This window comes from Miniimonas arenae (assembly GCF_006351005.1).
Classification (GTDB): Bacteria; Actinomycetota; Actinomycetes; order Actinomycetales; family Beutenbergiaceae; genus Miniimonas; species Miniimonas arenae.
Map to the genome: position 1 here is coordinate 57,008 of NZ_VENP01000004.1, position 15,678 is coordinate 72,685.

Genomic DNA, 15,678 nt, shown 5'->3' on the forward strand with positions numbered 1-15,678 from the left:
GATGTGGGAGAACCTCGGCGCGCTCGTGCCCTCGATCGGCGTTCTGGCGCTCTTTCTGGTGGTGGTGCGAGCGATCGTTCTCGCGGATCGCCGCGAGCGCGCTAAGCGCCTGGCCGAGGAGGCGCAGCGGCGCGAACGAATGGGGCCGCCCTCTTCCTGAAGATCCCGCGACGGCGAACTCACCGTCTCGTGAGACATTCCTCACGAGAGTTGAGTAAGTCCTCGAACGCGGTCGGTCGCCATCGGAACAACCGGCTGCGGCACTTCTTTGTTGACATGTCCCGCGCTCTCATTCACTCTTGCCTCACTGCTCTGATGTTTCACGAGCAACGGCGACACCCAGGAGGAATTCCATGGCACAGCGAGTCAGCGTGCTGCTCATCGACGACCTCGACGGCAAGGAGGCGGCCGAGACGGTCACCTTCGGGCTCGACGGCGTCACCTACGAGATCGACCTTTCGGCGGAGAACGCCGCCAAGCTGCGGGAGGAGTTCGCCGGCTGGGTCGGCGCCGCGAGGCGCAGCGGGGGTCGCCGCACCACCACCCCGGCCCGCTCGGGCCGTGGCTCGTCGTCGGGTTCGGGCAAGGCGTCCGACGCCTCGGTGATCCGCGCGTGGGCCGCCGAGAACGGTCACACGGTGAGCGACCGCGGCCGGATCCCGGCTGAGGTGCGCGCCGCGTACGAGGCCGCGAACTGACGCGTTCGCGCGCGCTCTGACGCACGCCCGAAGGGCCCGGACCGCCTGGTCCGGGCCCTTCGTCGCGCCGTGTCCCGGCCACCGGTCGTGGGCCCAACGGCCCCCACCAGGTCACGCGAGTGCGTCATGATAAGCACATGACCTACACCCTGGTACTGCTCCGCCACGGCGAGAGCGAGTGGAACGCCAAGAACCTCTTCACCGGCTGGGTCGACGTGGCCCTGTCCGAGAAGGGTGTCGAGGAGGCCAAGCGCGGCGGGACGCTGCTCACCGAGAACGGTGTGCTGCCCGACGTCGTGCACACCTCGCTCCTGCGCCGCGCGATCACGACGGCGAACCTCGCGCTCGACGCCGCGGACCGGCACTGGATCCCGGTCAAGCGGTCCTGGCGCCTCAACGAGCGTCACTACGGCGCGCTGCAGGGCAAGGACAAGAAGCAGACGCTCGAGACGTACGGCGAGGAGCAGTTCATGCTCTGGCGCCGCTCCTACGACGTCCCGCCGCCGGACATCGAGCTGGGCTCGGAGTTCTCCCAGGACGGCGACCCGCGCTACTCCGGTGAGCCGATCCCGCGCGCCGAGGCCCTCGCGCAGGTGCTCGTGCGCGCGCTGCCCTACTGGGAGAGCGCCGTGGTCCCGGACCTCAAGGAGGGCAAGACCGTCCTCGTGGCCGCGCACGGCAACTCGCTGCGCGCCATCATCAAGCACCTCGACGGCATCGACGACGCGACCATCGCCGGCCTCAACGTGCCCACCGGCATCCCGCTCGTGTACGAGCTCGACGAGGACCTCAAGCCCGTGACGGCCGGCGGGACCTACCTCGACCCCGAGGCGGCCAAGGACGCGATCGCCGCGGTCGCCAACCAGGGGCGCTGAGACCGGCCGCTCCGCGACGCGAGAAGCCGGCAGCACCCCGCACCCCCCGACCTCACGAGGTCGGGGGGTGCGCTCGTCCCGCCCCACGCGCCCGCAAAGCCCGGCCCGGACGGCACGCGGCCCCCGACCGGGTCAGGTCGGGGGCCGCGGGCGTGCGGGGCGGGTTGTTCAGCGCACCCCGGCGGTCGAGGACACGGTCTCGCCCGTGACGAGGAACAGGATCCGGCGCGCCACCGAGGTGCCGTGGTCGCCGAAACGCTCGAAGTACCGGCCCAGCAGCGTGATGTCGACGATCTGCTGCGGCGTGAAGGCGGTGGCGTCCGCCGACGGCGACAGGATGATGCGGAACGTCTCCTGGTGCAGCCGGTCGAGCTCGTCGTCGTCCGCCATCACGCGGTGCGCCAGCTCGACGTCGCGCGACTCCAGAAGGTCCACCACGTCGCTCGCGACGGCGTTGGTCGCGTCCGCGATCGAGCGGAAGAGCGGCTCGGCGAGCGGGGGCAGGGCCGGGTCCGGGAACCGACCGCGCGCGATCGAGGCGATGTGCCGGGCGAGGTCGCCCATCCGCTCGATCGTGCTCGACATCCGCATCGCGCTCACGACGACCCGCAGGTCGGTGGCCACCGGCTGCTGACGGGCCAGCAGCGTCACACACTGCTGGTCGACGCCGTCCTGGAGCGCGTCGATCCGCCGGTCGCGCTCGATGACGGTCTCGGCGAGCCCCAGGTCCTGGGTGAACAGCGCGGTCGTCGCGTCCTGCATCGCGGTGCGAACCAGCGATGCCATGGCGGCGAGGTCGTCCGCGACCTGCTCCAGCTCCTGCTGGAAGATCTCTCGCAACGTTTTCCCCCATCTGGGTCGTGGTGCCCGCCGGGCGGGCATGTGTTCGAGGCGACGATTCCACGACGAGGTGAACGGCCGGTGAGCCGCCGATGAACTCGGCGGGGACGGGCGGCGAGACGCCCCGCTGCGGTGCCGTGCGCTTCGGCGAGCAGCCTACGCTCGACGCGTGGGAGACAACGTGCAGGTCGTGTCGGCCGTGCTGCTCGGGCTCCTCGTGATCGCGGTCTCCGTCCTGGCGTTCCGCGTCAGCGAGCGCCAGCAGCGCCCGACGCCGCCCGCGACGACGGGCGAGGAGCTCGACGGCGACCTCGTCCGCCTGCTCTCGGTGCTGCGGACCGCGTCGGTCGTGCTGGACGCCGAGGACGCCGTCGTGCGCGCGACCCCGTCGGCCTACGCGCTCGGACTCGCCCGCGGCGGACACCTCGTGCACCCCGAGCTCGTGGAGCTCGTGACGGAGGCGCGCCGCGAGGGCGGGATCCGGCAGGTGCAGCTCACGCTGCCGCGCGGCCCGGTCGCCGGCGCCGGGCGCCTCATCCTGCACGCCCAGATCGCCGCGCTGAGTGGGCAGCGGGTGCTGCTGCTCGCCGAGGACCGCACGGCCGCCGTGCGGCTGGACGAGGTGCGTCGGGACTTCGTCGCGAACGTCTCGCACGAGCTCAAGACCCCGGTGGGCGCCATCGCGCTGCTCGCCGAGACGCTCGAGGACGCCGCGGACGAGCCCGACGTCGTCCGGGAGTTCTCGCGTCGGCTCGCCCAGGAGGCGCGCCGGTTGAGCGCCCTGGTCCAGGACATCATCGATCTCTCCCGGGTGCAGGACGCCGACGCGCTGCTGGACTCGCGCGTCGTCGACGTCGACGCCGTGGTGACCGAGGCCGTCTCGCGCAACGAGGTCGAGGCGCGCGCCCGCGACATCGCGATCGCCGCGCCCGGCGGCAGCGGCCTGCAGGTGTTCGGCGACGAGGCCCTGCTGGTGACGGCCGTGCGCAACCTCGTCGACAACGCCCTGCGCTACTCCGACGGCGGGACCCGGGTCACGGTCGCGGCACGCTCGGGCCGGGACGGGCTCGTGGAGATCGCCGTGATCGACCAGGGCATCGGGATCGACGCCGATCTCCTGCCGCGCGTCTTCGAGCGCTTCTACCGGGTCGACGCCGCCCGCTCGCGCCAGACCGGCGGTACCGGGCTCGGGCTCGCGATCGTCAAGCACGTCGCGGCTGACCACGGCGGCGAGGTCACCGTGTGGTCGCAGCCGGGCCGTGGATCCACCTTCACGTTGCGCCTGCCCAGCGCCGACTCTCCCACCAGTGACTCAGCCGCCGCCGCCCCCGCCGCGCCGGCCGCCGCAGCGCCGGCCGCCGCAGCGCCGGCCGCCGCAGCACCGGCGGCCGCAGCGGCGGGCTCTGCAGGACCAGGCTCTGCAGGGCCAGGTTCTGCCGCGCCGGCGGCCGCGCCGGAGAACGGCCCCGCCCCCGGCGCCGGTCCCGGATCGGGCGCCCGCAACGCCGCCGCGAGCACCGGTGGCGCCACGCGCGCCTCGGGCGCGAGCACCTCGACCCGCGGCGAGCGCCGCACCGACACCCTGACCACCCCCCGTCCGGAGAGCACCTCCGGCGGACCGGCCGCACCCACCGGAGGAACCGCGTGACCCGCATCCTGATCGTCGAGGACGAGGAGTCCTACCGCGCCCCCCTGGCGTACCGCCTCGAGAAGGAGGGGTTCGAGGTGCTCCAGGCCGAGACCGGTCCGGACGCGGTGGCGGTCTTCGACGCCGAGGGGGCCGACCTCGTGCTGCTCGACCTCATGCTGCCCGGGATGGACGGCACCGAGGTGTGCCGCGAGCTGCGCCGCACGAGCGACGTGCCGGTCATCATGCTCACGGCGAAGGACGACGAGATCGACAAGGTCGTGGGTCTCGAGCTCGGCGCCGACGACTACGTGACGAAGCCGTACTCCTACCGCGAGCTCTTGGCCCGGGTGCGCGCGGTGCTGCGCCGGCGAGGCGAGGCGGGCGCCCAGCCGCAGGCCGAGGTGACCGCCGACGTGCTCGAGGTGGGGCGCATCGCCATGGACGTGGACCGGCACGAGGTGCGCGTGGACGGCGAGGTCGTGCCGGTGCCGCTGCGCGAGTTCGAGCTCCTCGAGATGCTCCTGCGCAACGCCGACCGCGTGCTCACCCGCGGGCAGCTCATCGACCGGATCTGGGGCGCGAACTACGTGGGCGACACCAAGACGCTGGACGTGCACGTGAAGCGCCTGCGGGCGAAGGTCGAGCGCGACCCGGGCGTGCCCGAGGCGATCGTCACGGTGCGCGGGCTGGGCTACAAGCTGGTCTCACCCGCGCGCTGAGGCGCGCTGGGCTGCGCTGAGTCTCGCCGGCCTCGTCGTCCGGCGCACGGCGCCGCCGGGATCCGCCGCACCGACCCGGCCCGACGGCGCACCCCGCGGCGCGCTCGGACGTCACCTCACGCGCGCCTCACGGCACGAGGTCGGCGTACTCCGCGAGGGTCCCGTCGAGCACGGGCACGGCGATCGACTGCGTGCCGAGGCCGGGCGTGTCGAACGTCATGTCGACGACGGCGCCGGGCTGCACGGGGACGTCGGCGAGGACGACGTCCTCGCCGCTGGTCGGGTCGAGCAGGACGGTCTCGCCCGCGGGCACGGTGACCCGGGTCGTGTCGCCGTCGGTGAACCCGAACGTGATCTGCGCGTCCTCGGTGCCGTTGTTGGTGAGGCCGCCGACCACGCGGGCGTCCCCGCCCACCGCGTCGGCGATCACGAGAATGTTCTCGCCCTTGACGGAGGCGTTCTCGCCCCAGCGCAGCTGCACGCCGTCGGACGACGCGTAGGGCTCGTCGGTGAGGACCGGTGAGCAGGCCGTGAGCGCGGCGACGGCGAGGAGTGCGCCGGCGGCACGGGTGACGGTGCGGGACATGCATCCTCCGGGAGTGCGTGAGTGGTCCCACCGTACCGACTCCGCGTCATCTCCCGCACCGGACGACGTCCCCGGCGAGCGCCCCACGAGGGCTCACGAGGAAGGGACGAGCACCCGATCGAGCAGCGACCACACCCCGACGGGCTTCGTCACGCGCCGACCCGCACCCCGACCCGAACCCGCGCGGATCCCCCTGCGCCCGCCCGCGTGGCGGTGACCTGCGCAAATGGACGGGATGTGAACAGGGTGTGCGTGAATGCCATGGTAGGATTGCCTCTGGAAAGGGGAGTGCCCTACATGTCCTTCGAGGTCGGCGAGACTGTTGTTTATCCGCACCACGGTGCGGCCCTCATCGAGAAGATCTCCACTCGCGTGATGCGGGGGGAGGAGAAGGTGTATCTGACCCTTCGAGTGGCCCAGGGCGACCTCATCATCGAGGTTCCCGCCGAGAACATCGACCTCGTGGGCGTCCGCGACGTCGTGGGTCAGGACGGGCTCGACAAGGTGTTCGAGGTGCTTCGCGCCGAGTACACCGAGGAGCCCACGAACTGGTCGCGTCGGTTCAAGGCAAATGTCGAGAAGATTGCGTCGGGTGACGTGATCAAGGTCGCCGAGGTGGTGCGCGACCTGTCCCGTCGCGACGCCGGCCGTGGCCTTTCGGCGGGGGAGAAGAGGATGCTCGCGCGTGCGCGGCAGATTCTCGTCTCCGAGCTCGCCCTCGCGAAGAAGACCGAGGAGGACAAGGCCGAGGCCATCCTCGACGAGGTCCTCGCCTCCTGATCGCGACTCCCGCTGTCGTCGGCGCTGGTCGGCGACGGCGGGTCGTGATCGACTCTCCTGCCGCCCCGGTGACGTCGCCGGTGTCGGAGGCTTCGCCGTCGTGCGCTGGTGTGCGAAGGAGCGCGCCGAGCGACCGCGGGCGCAACTCCGGCCGCGGCCCGTGCGGGCCGGACGCCCCGAGCGGGCGTCGGTAGGCTGACCCGGTGACGCTGCACCTCCACGACTCCGCTGCGCGCGCCCCGCGCGCGTTCGTGCCCCTCGAGCCCGGCCGGGTCGGGATGTACCTGTGCGGCGCCACCGTGCAGGGCGAGCCGCACGTGGGTCACCTGAGGTCCGCGCTCGCGTTCGACGTCCTCGTCCGCTGGCTGCGCCGCAGCGGCCACGACGTCACTCTCGTGCGGAACGTGACCGACGTCGACGACAAGATCCTCGCCAAGGCCGCCGCGGCCGACGTCGCGTGGTGGGCCTGGGCGTACCGGTTCGAACGCGCCTTCGACGAGGCCTACGCGGCCGTCGGCGTGCTGCCGCCCACGTACTCCCCCCGGGCGACCGGGCACGTGCCCGAGATGGTCGCGCTCATGGAGCGGCTCGTGGCGCGCGGGCACGCCTACCCGGGCGACCGCGGCAACGTGTGGTTCGACGTGCGGTCGCTGCCCGACTACGGCTCGCTCACCCACCAGGCGCTGGACAACATGCTCGCGGACCCCGATCCGGCCCCCGACAAGCGCGACCCGCACGACTTCGCGCTGTGGAAGGCGGCCAAGCCCGGCGAGCCGGCCACGGCCGCGTGGGCCACGCCGTTCGGCCCCGGCCGGCCGGGCTGGCACCTGGAGTGCTCGGCCATGGCGCACCGCTACCTGGGCGAGGAGTTCGACATCCACGCCGGCGGCATCGACCTGCGCTTCCCGCACCACGAGAACGAGCAGGCGCAGAGCCACGCGGCCGGCTACCCGTTCGCGCGGTACTGGCTGCACAACGCGTGGGTGACGAGCGACGGCGAGAAGATGAGCAAGTCGCTCGGCAACTACCTCGCGGTGGACCAGGTGCTGGAGCGCGCGTCGGCCCCCGTGGTGCGGCTCGCGCTCGTCGGTGCCCACTACCGCTCGACCGTGGAGTTCTCCGACGCCTCGCTCGCCGAGGCGGCCGCGACCTGGGAGCGGCTGTCCGGCTTCGTGGTGCGCGCCGCGGAGGTCGCCGGCGAGGCCGACGCCCGCGAGGTGTCCGACGGCGAACTCCCCGACACCTTCGTCGCGGCGCTCGACGACGACGTCAACGTGGCGGCCGCCCTCGCGAGCGTCCACGAGGAGGTGCGCCGCGGCAACGCGGCCCTCGCCGCGGGCGACGACGCGGGAGCCGGCGTCGCGGCGCTGCGCGTGCGCGGCATGCTCGACGTGCTGGGCCTCGACCCCCTCGCGGAGCCGTGGCGCTCGGCCGCCGGCACCGACGCCACCCACGACGCGCTCGGCGTGCTCGTGGCGGGCGTGCTCGAGGAGCGAGCAGCCGCTCGGGCGAATAAGGACTGGGCCCGCGCCGACGCGCTGCGGGACCGACTGACGGCCGCGGGCGTCGTCGTCGAGGACGGTGCGGGCGGAGCCCGCTGGACGATCAAGGGATGAGCTGACATGGCAGGCAACAGCCAGCGCCGCGGAGCGGTGCGCAAGCCGGGGTCGAAGAAGGGCGCGACCGTCGGGTCCGGGGGCAACCGCCGCCGCGGGCTCGAGGGGCGCGGGCCGACGCCACCCGCCGAGGCGCGCACCGGTCACCCGGCCGCGCGCCGGGCGGCGGCCGCGACCAAGCGCGAGCAGCAGCGACCCGGTGGCGCGAAGAGCGGACAGGGCCGGCAGGACCGTCGGCCCGGGTCCGCCCGCGCCAAGGGCGACGAGGTCGTGGTGGGGCGCAACGCCGTCGTCGAGGCGCTGCGCGCGGGTGTGCCGGCACGCTCGCTGCACATCGCCTCGCGGATCGAGGCGGACGACCGCGTGCGCGAGATCGTACGGCTCACCACCCAGGCCGGCCTTCCGCTCGTGGAGACCACGAAGACCGACCTCGACGTGCTCTCGGACCGCTCGGTGCACCAGGGCGTGGTCCTCACGGTGTCCGAGTACGTCTACGCCGAGCCGGGCGACCTGCTCGACGCGGCGCTCGACGCGGGTGAGCCCGCCCTCGTCGTCGCGCTCGACGGCGTGACGGACCCCCGCAACCTCGGTGCGGTCATCCGGTCCGCGGGTGCGTTCGGTGCGCACGGCGTGCTGGTGCCCGAGCGCCGGTCGGCGGGCGTCAACGCCGCGGCGTGGAAGACGTCGGCCGGCGCGGCCGCCCGGGTTCCGGTCGCCCGCGCGACGAACCTCGTGCGCGCGCTGGAGGAGCTGAAGAAGGCGGGCTGCTTCGTGGTCGGCCTCGACGGCGACGGTCCGACGGCGATCGGCGACCTCGAGGTGGCCGACGGGCCCGTGGTCCTCGTCGCGGGGTCGGAGGGCAAGGGGCTGTCCCGCCTCGTGCGCCAGACCTGCGACCTCATCGCCGCGATCCCGATCGCGTCGTCGGTCGAGAGCCTCAACGCGTCCGTGGCCGCCTCGCTCGCCCTGTACGAGGTCTCGCAGCACCGCACGCGCTGACTGCTGGGTTCGCGCGCCCTGTACGAGGTCTCGCAGCACCGCACGCGCTGACTGCTGGACTCGCGCGCCCGCTCTGCCCTGGCGGGCTTCGCCGGGGTGGAGCGGGAAGCGCGGGTTGCGCGCCGCCCTCGTTCCCTGCATCGGGGCGCCCGGGCCCCGGGTTCGCCGATTGCGCGCCGCCCCCGTGACGCCACAGCGACTGTGCGTGACGGGAGAGCGACTCGCCGCCGCCACGCCGGATCTCTGCGGAGCGTCGGTGCTGGTCAGGGGCATGCGGCCGATGGCGCGTGCGCGGTGAGTCGCTGTGGCGTGAGGGACTGTCGCTCTGCCGCAAAGCGTCGATGGGGTGGCGGCACGAACCGCTGGCACCGGGCGGGCGAGCATCCGGCACGAACCGCTGGCACCGCCAAACCTGGCGGGCCGCCGAGCGTGGTAGCGCTTCCACGCAGATCCCGCTACGCTGACCCGGCCGGCATGCACACGCGGAACGACCCGTGCCCTCGCGCGCCGACCACGCCAGCCAGGAGGACACCGCCATGCAGTTCGGCCACTTCGACGACGACGCGCGCGAGTACGTCGTCACCACGCCGCTCACGCCGTACCCGTGGATCAACTACCTCGGCTCGGAGCGGTTCTTCTCGCTGCTCTCCCACCTCGGCGGGGGCTACTCCTTCTACCGCGACGCCAAGATGCGCCGCCTCACGCGCTACCGCTACAACAACATCCCCACGGACGAGGGCGGCCGGTACCTGTTCGTCCACGACGACGGCGACGTCTGGACCCCCACCTGGCAGCCGGTGCGCGCCGAGCTGGACCACTTCGAGGCGCGGCACGGCCTGGGCTACTCCACGATCACCGGCGAGCGGGGTGGCCTGCGGGTCGCCACCACGTTCCTGGTCCCGCTCGGCGAGGACGCCGAGGTCCAGAAGGTCACGATCACGAACGTCTCGGACGCCCCCAAGCGCGTCTCGTTGTTCTCGTTCGTCGAGTTCGCGCTGTGGAACGCGCAGGACGACCAGACGAACTACCAGCGCAACCTCTCGATCGGCGAGGTCGAGGTGGAGGAGGACACGCCGTCGGGCGGCTCGGCGATCTACCACCGCACGGAGTACCGCGAGCGCCGCAACCACTACGCCGTCTTCGGCGTCAGCGAGCGCGCGGCCGGCTTCGACACCGACCGCGAGACGTTCCTCGGCGGGACGTTCGCGTCGTTCGCGGACGCGGCGGTGCCGAGGTCCGGGGCGTCGGCGAACTCCGTCGCCTCGGGCTGGTACCCGATCGGCTCGCACTCGGTGGACCTCGAGCTCGCTCCCGGCGAGAGCCACGAGCTCGTCTACGTGCTCGGGTACCTGGAGAACGACGTCGAGCACAAGTGGGCGGACGAGGCCCACCAGATCGTGAACAAGGAGGGCGCGCACGCCCTGCTGGCGCGGTTCGCCACGCCGGCGGCGTTCGACGCCGCGCACGAGGCGCTGCGCGAGCACTGGACCGGCCTGCTCGCCACGTACACCGTGTCCTCGAGCGACGAGAAGCTGGACCGGATGGTCAACGTCTGGAACCAGTACCAGTGCATGGTCACGTTCAACATGTCGCGCTCGGCGTCCTACTTCGAGACCGGTATCGGCCGCGGCATGGGCTTCCGGGACTCCAACCAGGACCTCCTCGGCTTCGTCCACCTCGTGCCCGAGCGCGCCCGCGAGCGCATCATCGACATCGCCTCGACCCAGTTCCCCGACGGCAGCGCCTACCACCAGTACCAGCCGCTCACGAAGCGGGGGAACGACGACATCGGCTCCGGCTTCAACGACGATCCGATGTGGCTCGTGGCGGGCGTCGCCGGCTACCTCAAGGAGACCGGCGACTACACGATCCTCGACGAGCCGGTCCCGTTCGACAACGCGCCGGGCACCGAGGTGCCGCTGTTCGAGCACCTCACGCGCTCGTTCGACTTCGTCGTCTCGCACCTGGGTCCGCACGGCCTGCCGCTGATCGGCCGCGCCGACTGGAACGACTGCCTCAACCTCAACGCCTTCTCCACCGAGCCCGGGGAGTCCTTCCAGACCACCGAGAACAAGACGGGCGGCGCGGCCGAGTCGACCTTCATCGCCGCCCAGCTCGTGCTGTACGGCGCCGACTACGCGGCCCTCGCCGAGCGTCGCGGGCTCACCGAGGTCGCGCAGGCGGCCAGGACCGCCGTCGACGGCGTGCGCGCGGCGCTGCTGGAGCACGGCTGGGACGGGCGCTGGTTCCTGCGGGCGTTCGACTACTACGGCAACCCGGTCGGGACGGACGCCGACGACGAGGGCAAGATCTGGATCGAGCCGCAGGGGTTCGCCGTCATGGCGGGCGTCGGCGTCGAGCGCGGCGAGGACGGCAGCGTCCTGCCCGACTCGCGCGCCGTGCTCGCGCTGGACTCGGTCGGCGAGATGCTCGGCACCCCGCACGGGCTCGTGCTCCAGAGCCCGGCCTACACCACCTACCGGGTCGAGCTGGGCGAGGTCTCCACCTACCCGCCCGGCTACAAGGAGAACGGCGGCATCTTCTGCCACAACAACCCGTGGGTGATCATCGCCGAGACCGTGCTGGGTCGCGGTGAGCGCGCGTTCGACTACTACCGCCGGATCACCCCCGCCTACCGCGAGGCGATCAGCGACGTGCACCGGCTCGAGCCGTACGTGTACGCCCAGATGATCGCCGGCAAGGAGGCGGTGCGCGCCGGGGAGGCCAAGAACTCCTGGCTGACCGGGACCGCGGCCTGGAACTTCGTGGCGGTCTCGCAGTACCTGCTCGGGGTGCGGCCGGACTACGACGCGCTCGTCGTGGACCCGCAGATCGGCCCTGACGTGCCCGAGTTCACGGTCCGCCGGGTGCTGCGCGGCGCGACCTACGAGGTGACGGTGCGCAACTCCGGCGCCGAGGGCGTCCGCGCGCGCCTCGAGGTCGACGGCGTGCCGGTCGAGGGCAACCGCGTCCCGTACGCGCCCGCCGGCGCGACAGTGCGCATCACCGCGACGCTCTGACGCCGCGTGCGGCGTTCGCCCGGCGTGGGTGAGCGCCGCGCCCGACGGCGTGGCTCGCCGTCGCGCCCGACGGCGTGGGTGAGCGCCGCGCGCGGCGTTCGCCCGGCGTGGATGAGCGTCGCGCCCGACGGCGTGGCTCGCCGTCACGCCCGACGGCGTGCGCCGCGGTCACGCCTGACGGCGTCGGCTCAGCCGATGAGCTCGTCGTCCTCGTCGGAGATGGCCTGCAGCGTCATGGTGTCCAGGCCGAGCACGGCCTGCTCGTCCGGCCGGTGCCGCAGCACCTCGTCGACGTAGGTCCGCACGACCTCGTTCATCGGGAGGTCACGGTTGGCCTCCTGGGACTTGAACCAGCGGTGCTCGAGCAGCTCGTGGAAGATCTCGGCCGGCTCGAGCTTCCCGCGCAGCTCGCGCGGCACGGCCCGGATCGCGGGCTCGAACACGTTCGTCAGCCAGTCGTGGGCCGCGAACTCCTCGTCCTCGCCCTGGCGGTCGAACTCCACCCGGTAGGAGTCGAGGTCGTTGAGCAGGCGGCGCGCCTGGTTCTCCTGCACGTCGAGCCCTGTGAGGCGCATGAGGCGTCGGTGGTGGTGCCCGGCGTCCACGACCTTCGGCTGGATCCGGATCCTCGTCCCGTCGATGTCCGTGGACATGTCGAGCTCGCCGACGTCGAACCCGAGGTCGTTGAGGCGGTTGATCCGCGCCTCGACCCGCCACAGCTCACCGGGCTCGAACCACTCGGACGTGGTGAGCTCCTGCCACAGCTCCTCGTAGCGCACCACGAGCATCTCGCCGACCGTGATGGTGTCGATGGGGGAGTCCAGGATCTCGCCGGCCTCGAGGTCCATCATCTCGCCGATGACGTTGACCCGGGCGATCTCGAGGTCGTAGGCGCGCTGCCCGTCGGAGAGCCGGTCGTGCAGGTCGCCGGTCTCGGCGTCGACCAGGTAGGCGGCGAAGGCGCCCGCGTCGCGGCGGAACAGGGTGTTGGACAGCGAGACGTCGCCCCAGTAGAAGCCGTGCAGGTGCAGCCGGACGAGCAGGACCGCGAGCGCGTCGATGAGGCGCGTCGCGGTGTCGGGCCGCAGGTACTGGCTGAACAGCGCGCGGTAGGGCAGCGAGAACGCCAGGTGCTCGGTGACGAGCGCGGGGGTGAGCGGCTCGCCGTCGAGCGAGCGCCGGCCGGTGATCACCCCGACGGGCTCGACCGAGGGGACGTCGATCCGGGAGAGCTGACGCAGCAGCTCGTACTCGCGGTGCGCGACGGTCTCACCGATCTCCTTGACGGCGATCACCCGGCCGGACAGCCGCACGAACCGCACCACGTGCCGGGAGATGCCTCGCGGGAGCGCGGCGAGCACCGAGTCGGGCCACTCCTCCAGCGGGAGGTGCCACGGCAGCGTGAGCAGCGCCGGGTCCGGCGACGCGGCGGTGATCTGGAGGCGGTTCGGCTCGGCCATGGGACTGCGTCCGATCGGGTCGATGACGGGCTGTGGGACCGGCGGTCCGGTGGGGTGCGTGGCGGTCGGCGGAGGTCAGCGTAGGCGCTGGGCCGTGAGCGGTGCGGCCTCGGCGAGGTCGACGACGGCGGGGTGGTTCGCCGTCGCGAGCACGTCCCGCAGCCGACCGGAGGCGACGAGCTCGCCGTCGGCCAGGACGTGGACCTCGGAGCAGAGCCGCTCGATCGACTCCAGGTCGTGGCTGACCAGGAGCACGGCGATGCCGAGGTCCGCGGTGAGGCCGGCGAGGCGGCGCAGCACCTCGGCTCGCAGGCCGGGGTCGATCGCGGTGAGCGGCTCGTCCAGCAGGATGAGGTCGGGCCGGGTCGCAAGGGCGTGGGCGAGCGCGAGGCGCTGGCGTTCACCGCCGGACATCGTCACCACGCTGCGCGCGGCGTACGCCGGGTCGAGCGCGACGAACGTGAGGAGCCCGTCCACCGTCGTGGGGTGGGTGCGACCCGCGCGGCGGGCGTCCTTGAGCGCGCCGTCGAGGTAGCGCTGCGCCGTGAGCCGCGGGTCGTGCGTCGGCACCCCGTACTGCGAGACGTGCCGGACTGCGCCGTGGAACACCTTCTTGTCCCGCCGGCCCAGGCGGTGCGTCGCGTGCCCGCGGAACGTCACCGAGCCGCGGCTGGGGGTGACGGTGCCGAGCAGCGTGTGCACGAGCGTCGTCTTGCCTGCTCCGGACGGGCCGATCACGCCGACCGGTGCACCGCCCTCGACGAGCGTGAGGTCGATGCCGCGGAGCACGGGCTCGGAGCCGTAGGAGACCCAGAGGTCGCGTGCTGTGAGGATCGGGTCACCGGGTGCTGCCATGGTCCCCATTCTCCCCCACGACGACGACCGGAGAACGCCGCGAGGGCGGCCCCGGACGGGGCCGCCCTCGCGGGACGTGCTGGTCTGTGCCGTGTGGCGGACGTCAGTTGGGCAGACGCTCGCCGGTCGAGGCGGAGAAGTTGTGCTGCTCGCCCGCGCGGATCGAGACCCACACGTGCGAACCCTTCTCGGGCACCTGGCGCGGGTCGACGCGCACGATGATCTGCGACTCCCCGGCGCCGGAGCTGATGTGCGCCGCACCCTCGGTGCCGGCCGCGAGCTGGCCGTACACGAACGCGTCGGAGCCGAGCTCCTCGACGAGGTTGACCTCGACCGGGAACGCGCCGCCGCTGCCCTCGGAGCTGAGGTCGAGCGACTCGGGACGGAAGCCGACCTGGATCTTGCCGTTGTCGGCGTCGGTCACCGCGGCGAGCGTCTCGCGCGAGAGCGGGATGATCGCGCGGCCGAGCTGGGCGTGGCCGTCCTGGATGTTGAACTCGCCGATGTTCATGGCGGGCGAGCCGATGAAGCCGGCGACGAACACGTTCTGCGGGGTGTCGTACATCTCGCGCGGCGTGCCGACCTGCTGGAGGAGGCCGTCCTTGAGGACCGCGATGCGGTCGCCCATGGTGAGGGCCTCGGTCTGGTCGTGCGTCACGTAGACCGTGGTGACGCCGAGACGACGCTGCAGCGAGGCGATCTGGGTGCGCGTCTGGACGCGGAGCTTGGCGTCGAGGTTCGACAGCGGCTCGTCCATGAGGAACACCTGGGGCTGACGCACGATCGCACGACCCATGGCGACGCGCTGACGCTGACCACCGGAGAGGGCCTTCGGCTTGCGGTCGAGGTACTGGGTCAGGTCGAGGATCTTCGCAGCCTCCTCGACGCGCTCGCGGATCTCCGACTTGGACTTGCCGGCGATCTTCAGCGCGAAGCCCATGTTGTCGGCGACCGACATGTGCGGGTACAGCGCGTAGTTCTGGAACACCATCGCGATGTCGCGGTCCTTCGGCTGGACGTCCGTGACGTCGCGGTCGCCGATGAGGATGCGGCCGGAGTTGACGTCCTCCAGGCCGGCGAGCATGCGCAGCGACGTGGACTTGCCGCAGCCGGACGGGCCGACGAGGACGAGGAACTCGCCGTCGGCGATCTCGAGGTTGAGCTGGTCAACCGAGGGGCGCGTGGAGCCCGGGTAGATCCGGGTGGCGTTGTCGTAGGTGACGGTAGCCATGGGTAGGTCGATCCCTTCACCGGCAGGTACGTGCCGGACGATCCGTTGTGAAGAGTGACAGCAGCGACTGCGCTGACACGCCCCGGCCACGAGGGTCGCGGGACGGGACAAGTGTGACACACGGAAGCACCCGCTGAGGTGGTCCTTCTCACACCCGAGCTCACACCCGAGTAGGTTGACGCGATGTCCCTCGCCGTCCGTCCCGGCCCGGCTTCGCTCGCGCCGAGCTCTGGGTGCTCGAGGGAAACGACCGGGCCGCACGGTTCTACGAGCGGCACGGCTGGCACGAGGACGGCGCGACCCTCGAGGACACCCGGTTCCTGCCCGGTCACGTGCTGCACGAGCGACGCCGGGTGCGGGCGCTGTAGC

Annotated in this window: 15 protein-coding genes; 10 read left to right on the forward strand and 5 right to left on the reverse strand. The window is 72.3% G+C overall.

Annotation, left to right across the window (positions count from 1 at the left end):
• Position 1 precedes the first annotated feature (1 nt).
• From FH969_RS15085 to FH969_RS02260, 3 genes are all read left to right on the forward strand, one after another.
• Positions 2–160 (forward strand): hypothetical protein, encoded by a 159-nt coding sequence (locus FH969_RS15085; protein ID WP_180359629.1) that lies wholly within the window; start codon positions 2–4, stop codon positions 158–160.
• A gap of 193 nt (positions 161–353) precedes the next feature.
• Complete coding sequence (locus tag FH969_RS02255) at positions 354–698, forward strand: histone-like nucleoid-structuring protein Lsr2 (RefSeq protein ID WP_108719097.1); 345 nt, start codon at positions 354–356, stop codon at positions 696–698.
• Positions 699–835: 137 nt separating this feature from the next.
• The gene (locus FH969_RS02260; RefSeq protein WP_139985825.1) at positions 836–1,573 is read left to right on the forward strand and encodes a phosphoglyceromutase; all 738 of its coding nucleotides are present in this window, start codon (positions 836–838) and stop codon (positions 1,571–1,573) included.
• Positions 1,574–1,741: 168 nt separating this feature from the next.
• Here FH969_RS02260 and phoU read toward each other — a convergent pair whose 3' ends face one another.
• Positions 1,742–2,413, reverse strand: a complete 672-nt coding sequence (gene phoU / locus FH969_RS02265; RefSeq protein WP_139985826.1) for a phosphate signaling complex protein PhoU — start codon at positions 2,411–2,413, stop codon at positions 1,742–1,744.
• A 169-nt stretch (positions 2,414–2,582) separates the two neighbouring features.
• Here phoU and FH969_RS02270 point away from each other — a divergent pair, with 169 nt between their 5' ends.
• Positions 2,583–4,061 (forward strand): sensor histidine kinase, encoded by a 1,479-nt coding sequence (locus FH969_RS02270; protein WP_246071651.1) that lies wholly within the window; start codon positions 2,583–2,585, stop codon positions 4,059–4,061.
• The gene (locus FH969_RS02275; protein ID WP_108719101.1) at positions 4,058–4,762 is read left to right on the forward strand and encodes a response regulator transcription factor; all 705 of its coding nucleotides are present in this window, start codon (positions 4,058–4,060) and stop codon (positions 4,760–4,762) included. The genes FH969_RS02270 and FH969_RS02275 overlap by 4 nt, the downstream gene beginning before the upstream one ends.
• Positions 4,763–4,889: 127 nt before the next feature.
• Here FH969_RS02275 and FH969_RS02280 read toward each other — a convergent pair whose 3' ends face one another.
• Positions 4,890–5,348, reverse strand: coding sequence for a hypothetical protein (locus tag FH969_RS02280; RefSeq protein WP_108719102.1), 459 nt, complete (start codon positions 5,346–5,348; stop codon positions 4,890–4,892).
• Between the two features lie 297 nt (positions 5,349–5,645).
• On the opposite strand from FH969_RS02280, the gene FH969_RS02285 reads away from it, so the two are divergent.
• The 4 genes from FH969_RS02285 (at position 5,646) to FH969_RS02300 (ending at position 11,763) form a co-directional block, all read left to right on the forward strand.
• Entirely contained in the window at positions 5,646–6,128 is a 483-nt protein-coding gene (locus tag FH969_RS02285) for a CarD family transcriptional regulator (RefSeq protein ID WP_108720183.1), read from the forward strand.
• Positions 6,129–6,331: 203 nt separating this feature from the next.
• On the forward strand, positions 6,332–7,744 hold the full coding sequence (cysS, locus tag FH969_RS02290) for a cysteine--tRNA ligase (protein WP_108719103.1): 1,413 nt from the start codon (positions 6,332–6,334) through the stop codon (positions 7,742–7,744).
• Positions 7,745–7,750: 6 nt separating this feature from the next.
• Positions 7,751–8,743, forward strand: a complete 993-nt coding sequence (gene rlmB / locus FH969_RS02295; protein ID WP_108719104.1) for a 23S rRNA (guanosine(2251)-2'-O)-methyltransferase RlmB — start codon at positions 7,751–7,753, stop codon at positions 8,741–8,743.
• Between the two features lie 536 nt (positions 8,744–9,279).
• On the forward strand, positions 9,280–11,763 hold the full coding sequence (locus tag FH969_RS02300; protein WP_139985870.1) for a glycoside hydrolase family 94 protein: 2,484 nt from the start codon (positions 9,280–9,282) through the stop codon (positions 11,761–11,763).
• Between the two features lie 188 nt (positions 11,764–11,951).
• Here FH969_RS02300 and FH969_RS02305 read toward each other — a convergent pair whose 3' ends face one another.
• The 3 genes from FH969_RS02305 to FH969_RS02315 form a co-directional block, all read right to left on the reverse strand.
• A complete protein-coding gene (locus FH969_RS02305) occupies positions 11,952–13,223 on the reverse strand; it encodes a DUF4032 domain-containing protein (protein ID WP_139985828.1) in 1,272 nt (423 codons plus the stop codon).
• Positions 13,224–13,298: 75 nt separating this feature from the next.
• Positions 13,299–14,078 carry an ABC transporter ATP-binding protein gene (locus FH969_RS02310; RefSeq protein ID WP_139985830.1) on the reverse strand — a complete coding sequence of 260 codons (780 nt, stop codon included), beginning with the start codon at positions 14,076–14,078 and terminating at the stop codon, positions 13,299–13,301.
• 103 nt (positions 14,079–14,181) lie between these two features.
• Complete coding sequence (locus FH969_RS02315; RefSeq protein ID WP_139985832.1) at positions 14,182–15,309, reverse strand: ABC transporter ATP-binding protein; 1,128 nt, start codon at positions 15,307–15,309, stop codon at positions 14,182–14,184.
• Positions 15,310–15,542: 233 nt separating this feature from the next.
• Between FH969_RS02315 and FH969_RS15910 the strand changes: the two genes are divergently transcribed.
• Entirely contained in the window at positions 15,543–15,677 is a 135-nt protein-coding gene (locus FH969_RS15910; RefSeq protein WP_281285317.1) for a hypothetical protein, read from the forward strand.
• Position 15,678: the final 1 nt, after the last annotated feature.

Excerpts from the sequence above, each read along its gene's own strand:
- FH969_RS02305 (WP_139985828.1), bottom strand. The coding sequence starts at position 13,223 with ATGGCCGAGCCGAACCGCCTCCAGATCACCGCCGCGTCGCCGGACCCG.
- FH969_RS02315 (WP_139985832.1), bottom strand. The coding sequence starts at position 15,309 with ATGGCTACCGTCACCTACGACAACGCCACCCGGATCTACCCGGGCTCC.
- FH969_RS02285 (WP_108720183.1), top strand. The coding sequence starts at position 5,646 with ATGTCCTTCGAGGTCGGCGAGACTGTTGTTTATCCGCACCACGGTGCG.
- FH969_RS02280 (WP_108719102.1), bottom strand. The coding sequence starts at position 5,348 with ATGTCCCGCACCGTCACCCGTGCCGCCGGCGCACTCCTCGCCGTCGCC.
- FH969_RS15085 (WP_180359629.1), top strand. The coding sequence starts at position 2 with ATGTGGGAGAACCTCGGCGCGCTCGTGCCCTCGATCGGCGTTCTGGCG.
- FH969_RS02310 (WP_139985830.1), bottom strand. The coding sequence starts at position 14,078 with ATGGCAGCACCCGGTGACCCGATCCTCACAGCACGCGACCTCTGGGTC.
- FH969_RS02260 (WP_139985825.1), top strand. The coding sequence starts at position 836 with ATGACCTACACCCTGGTACTGCTCCGCCACGGCGAGAGCGAGTGGAAC.
- rlmB (WP_108719104.1), top strand. The coding sequence starts at position 7,751 with ATGGCAGGCAACAGCCAGCGCCGCGGAGCGGTGCGCAAGCCGGGGTCG.
- FH969_RS02300 (WP_139985870.1), top strand. The coding sequence starts at position 9,280 with ATGCAGTTCGGCCACTTCGACGACGACGCGCGCGAGTACGTCGTCACC.
- FH969_RS02255 (WP_108719097.1), top strand. The coding sequence starts at position 354 with ATGGCACAGCGAGTCAGCGTGCTGCTCATCGACGACCTCGACGGCAAG.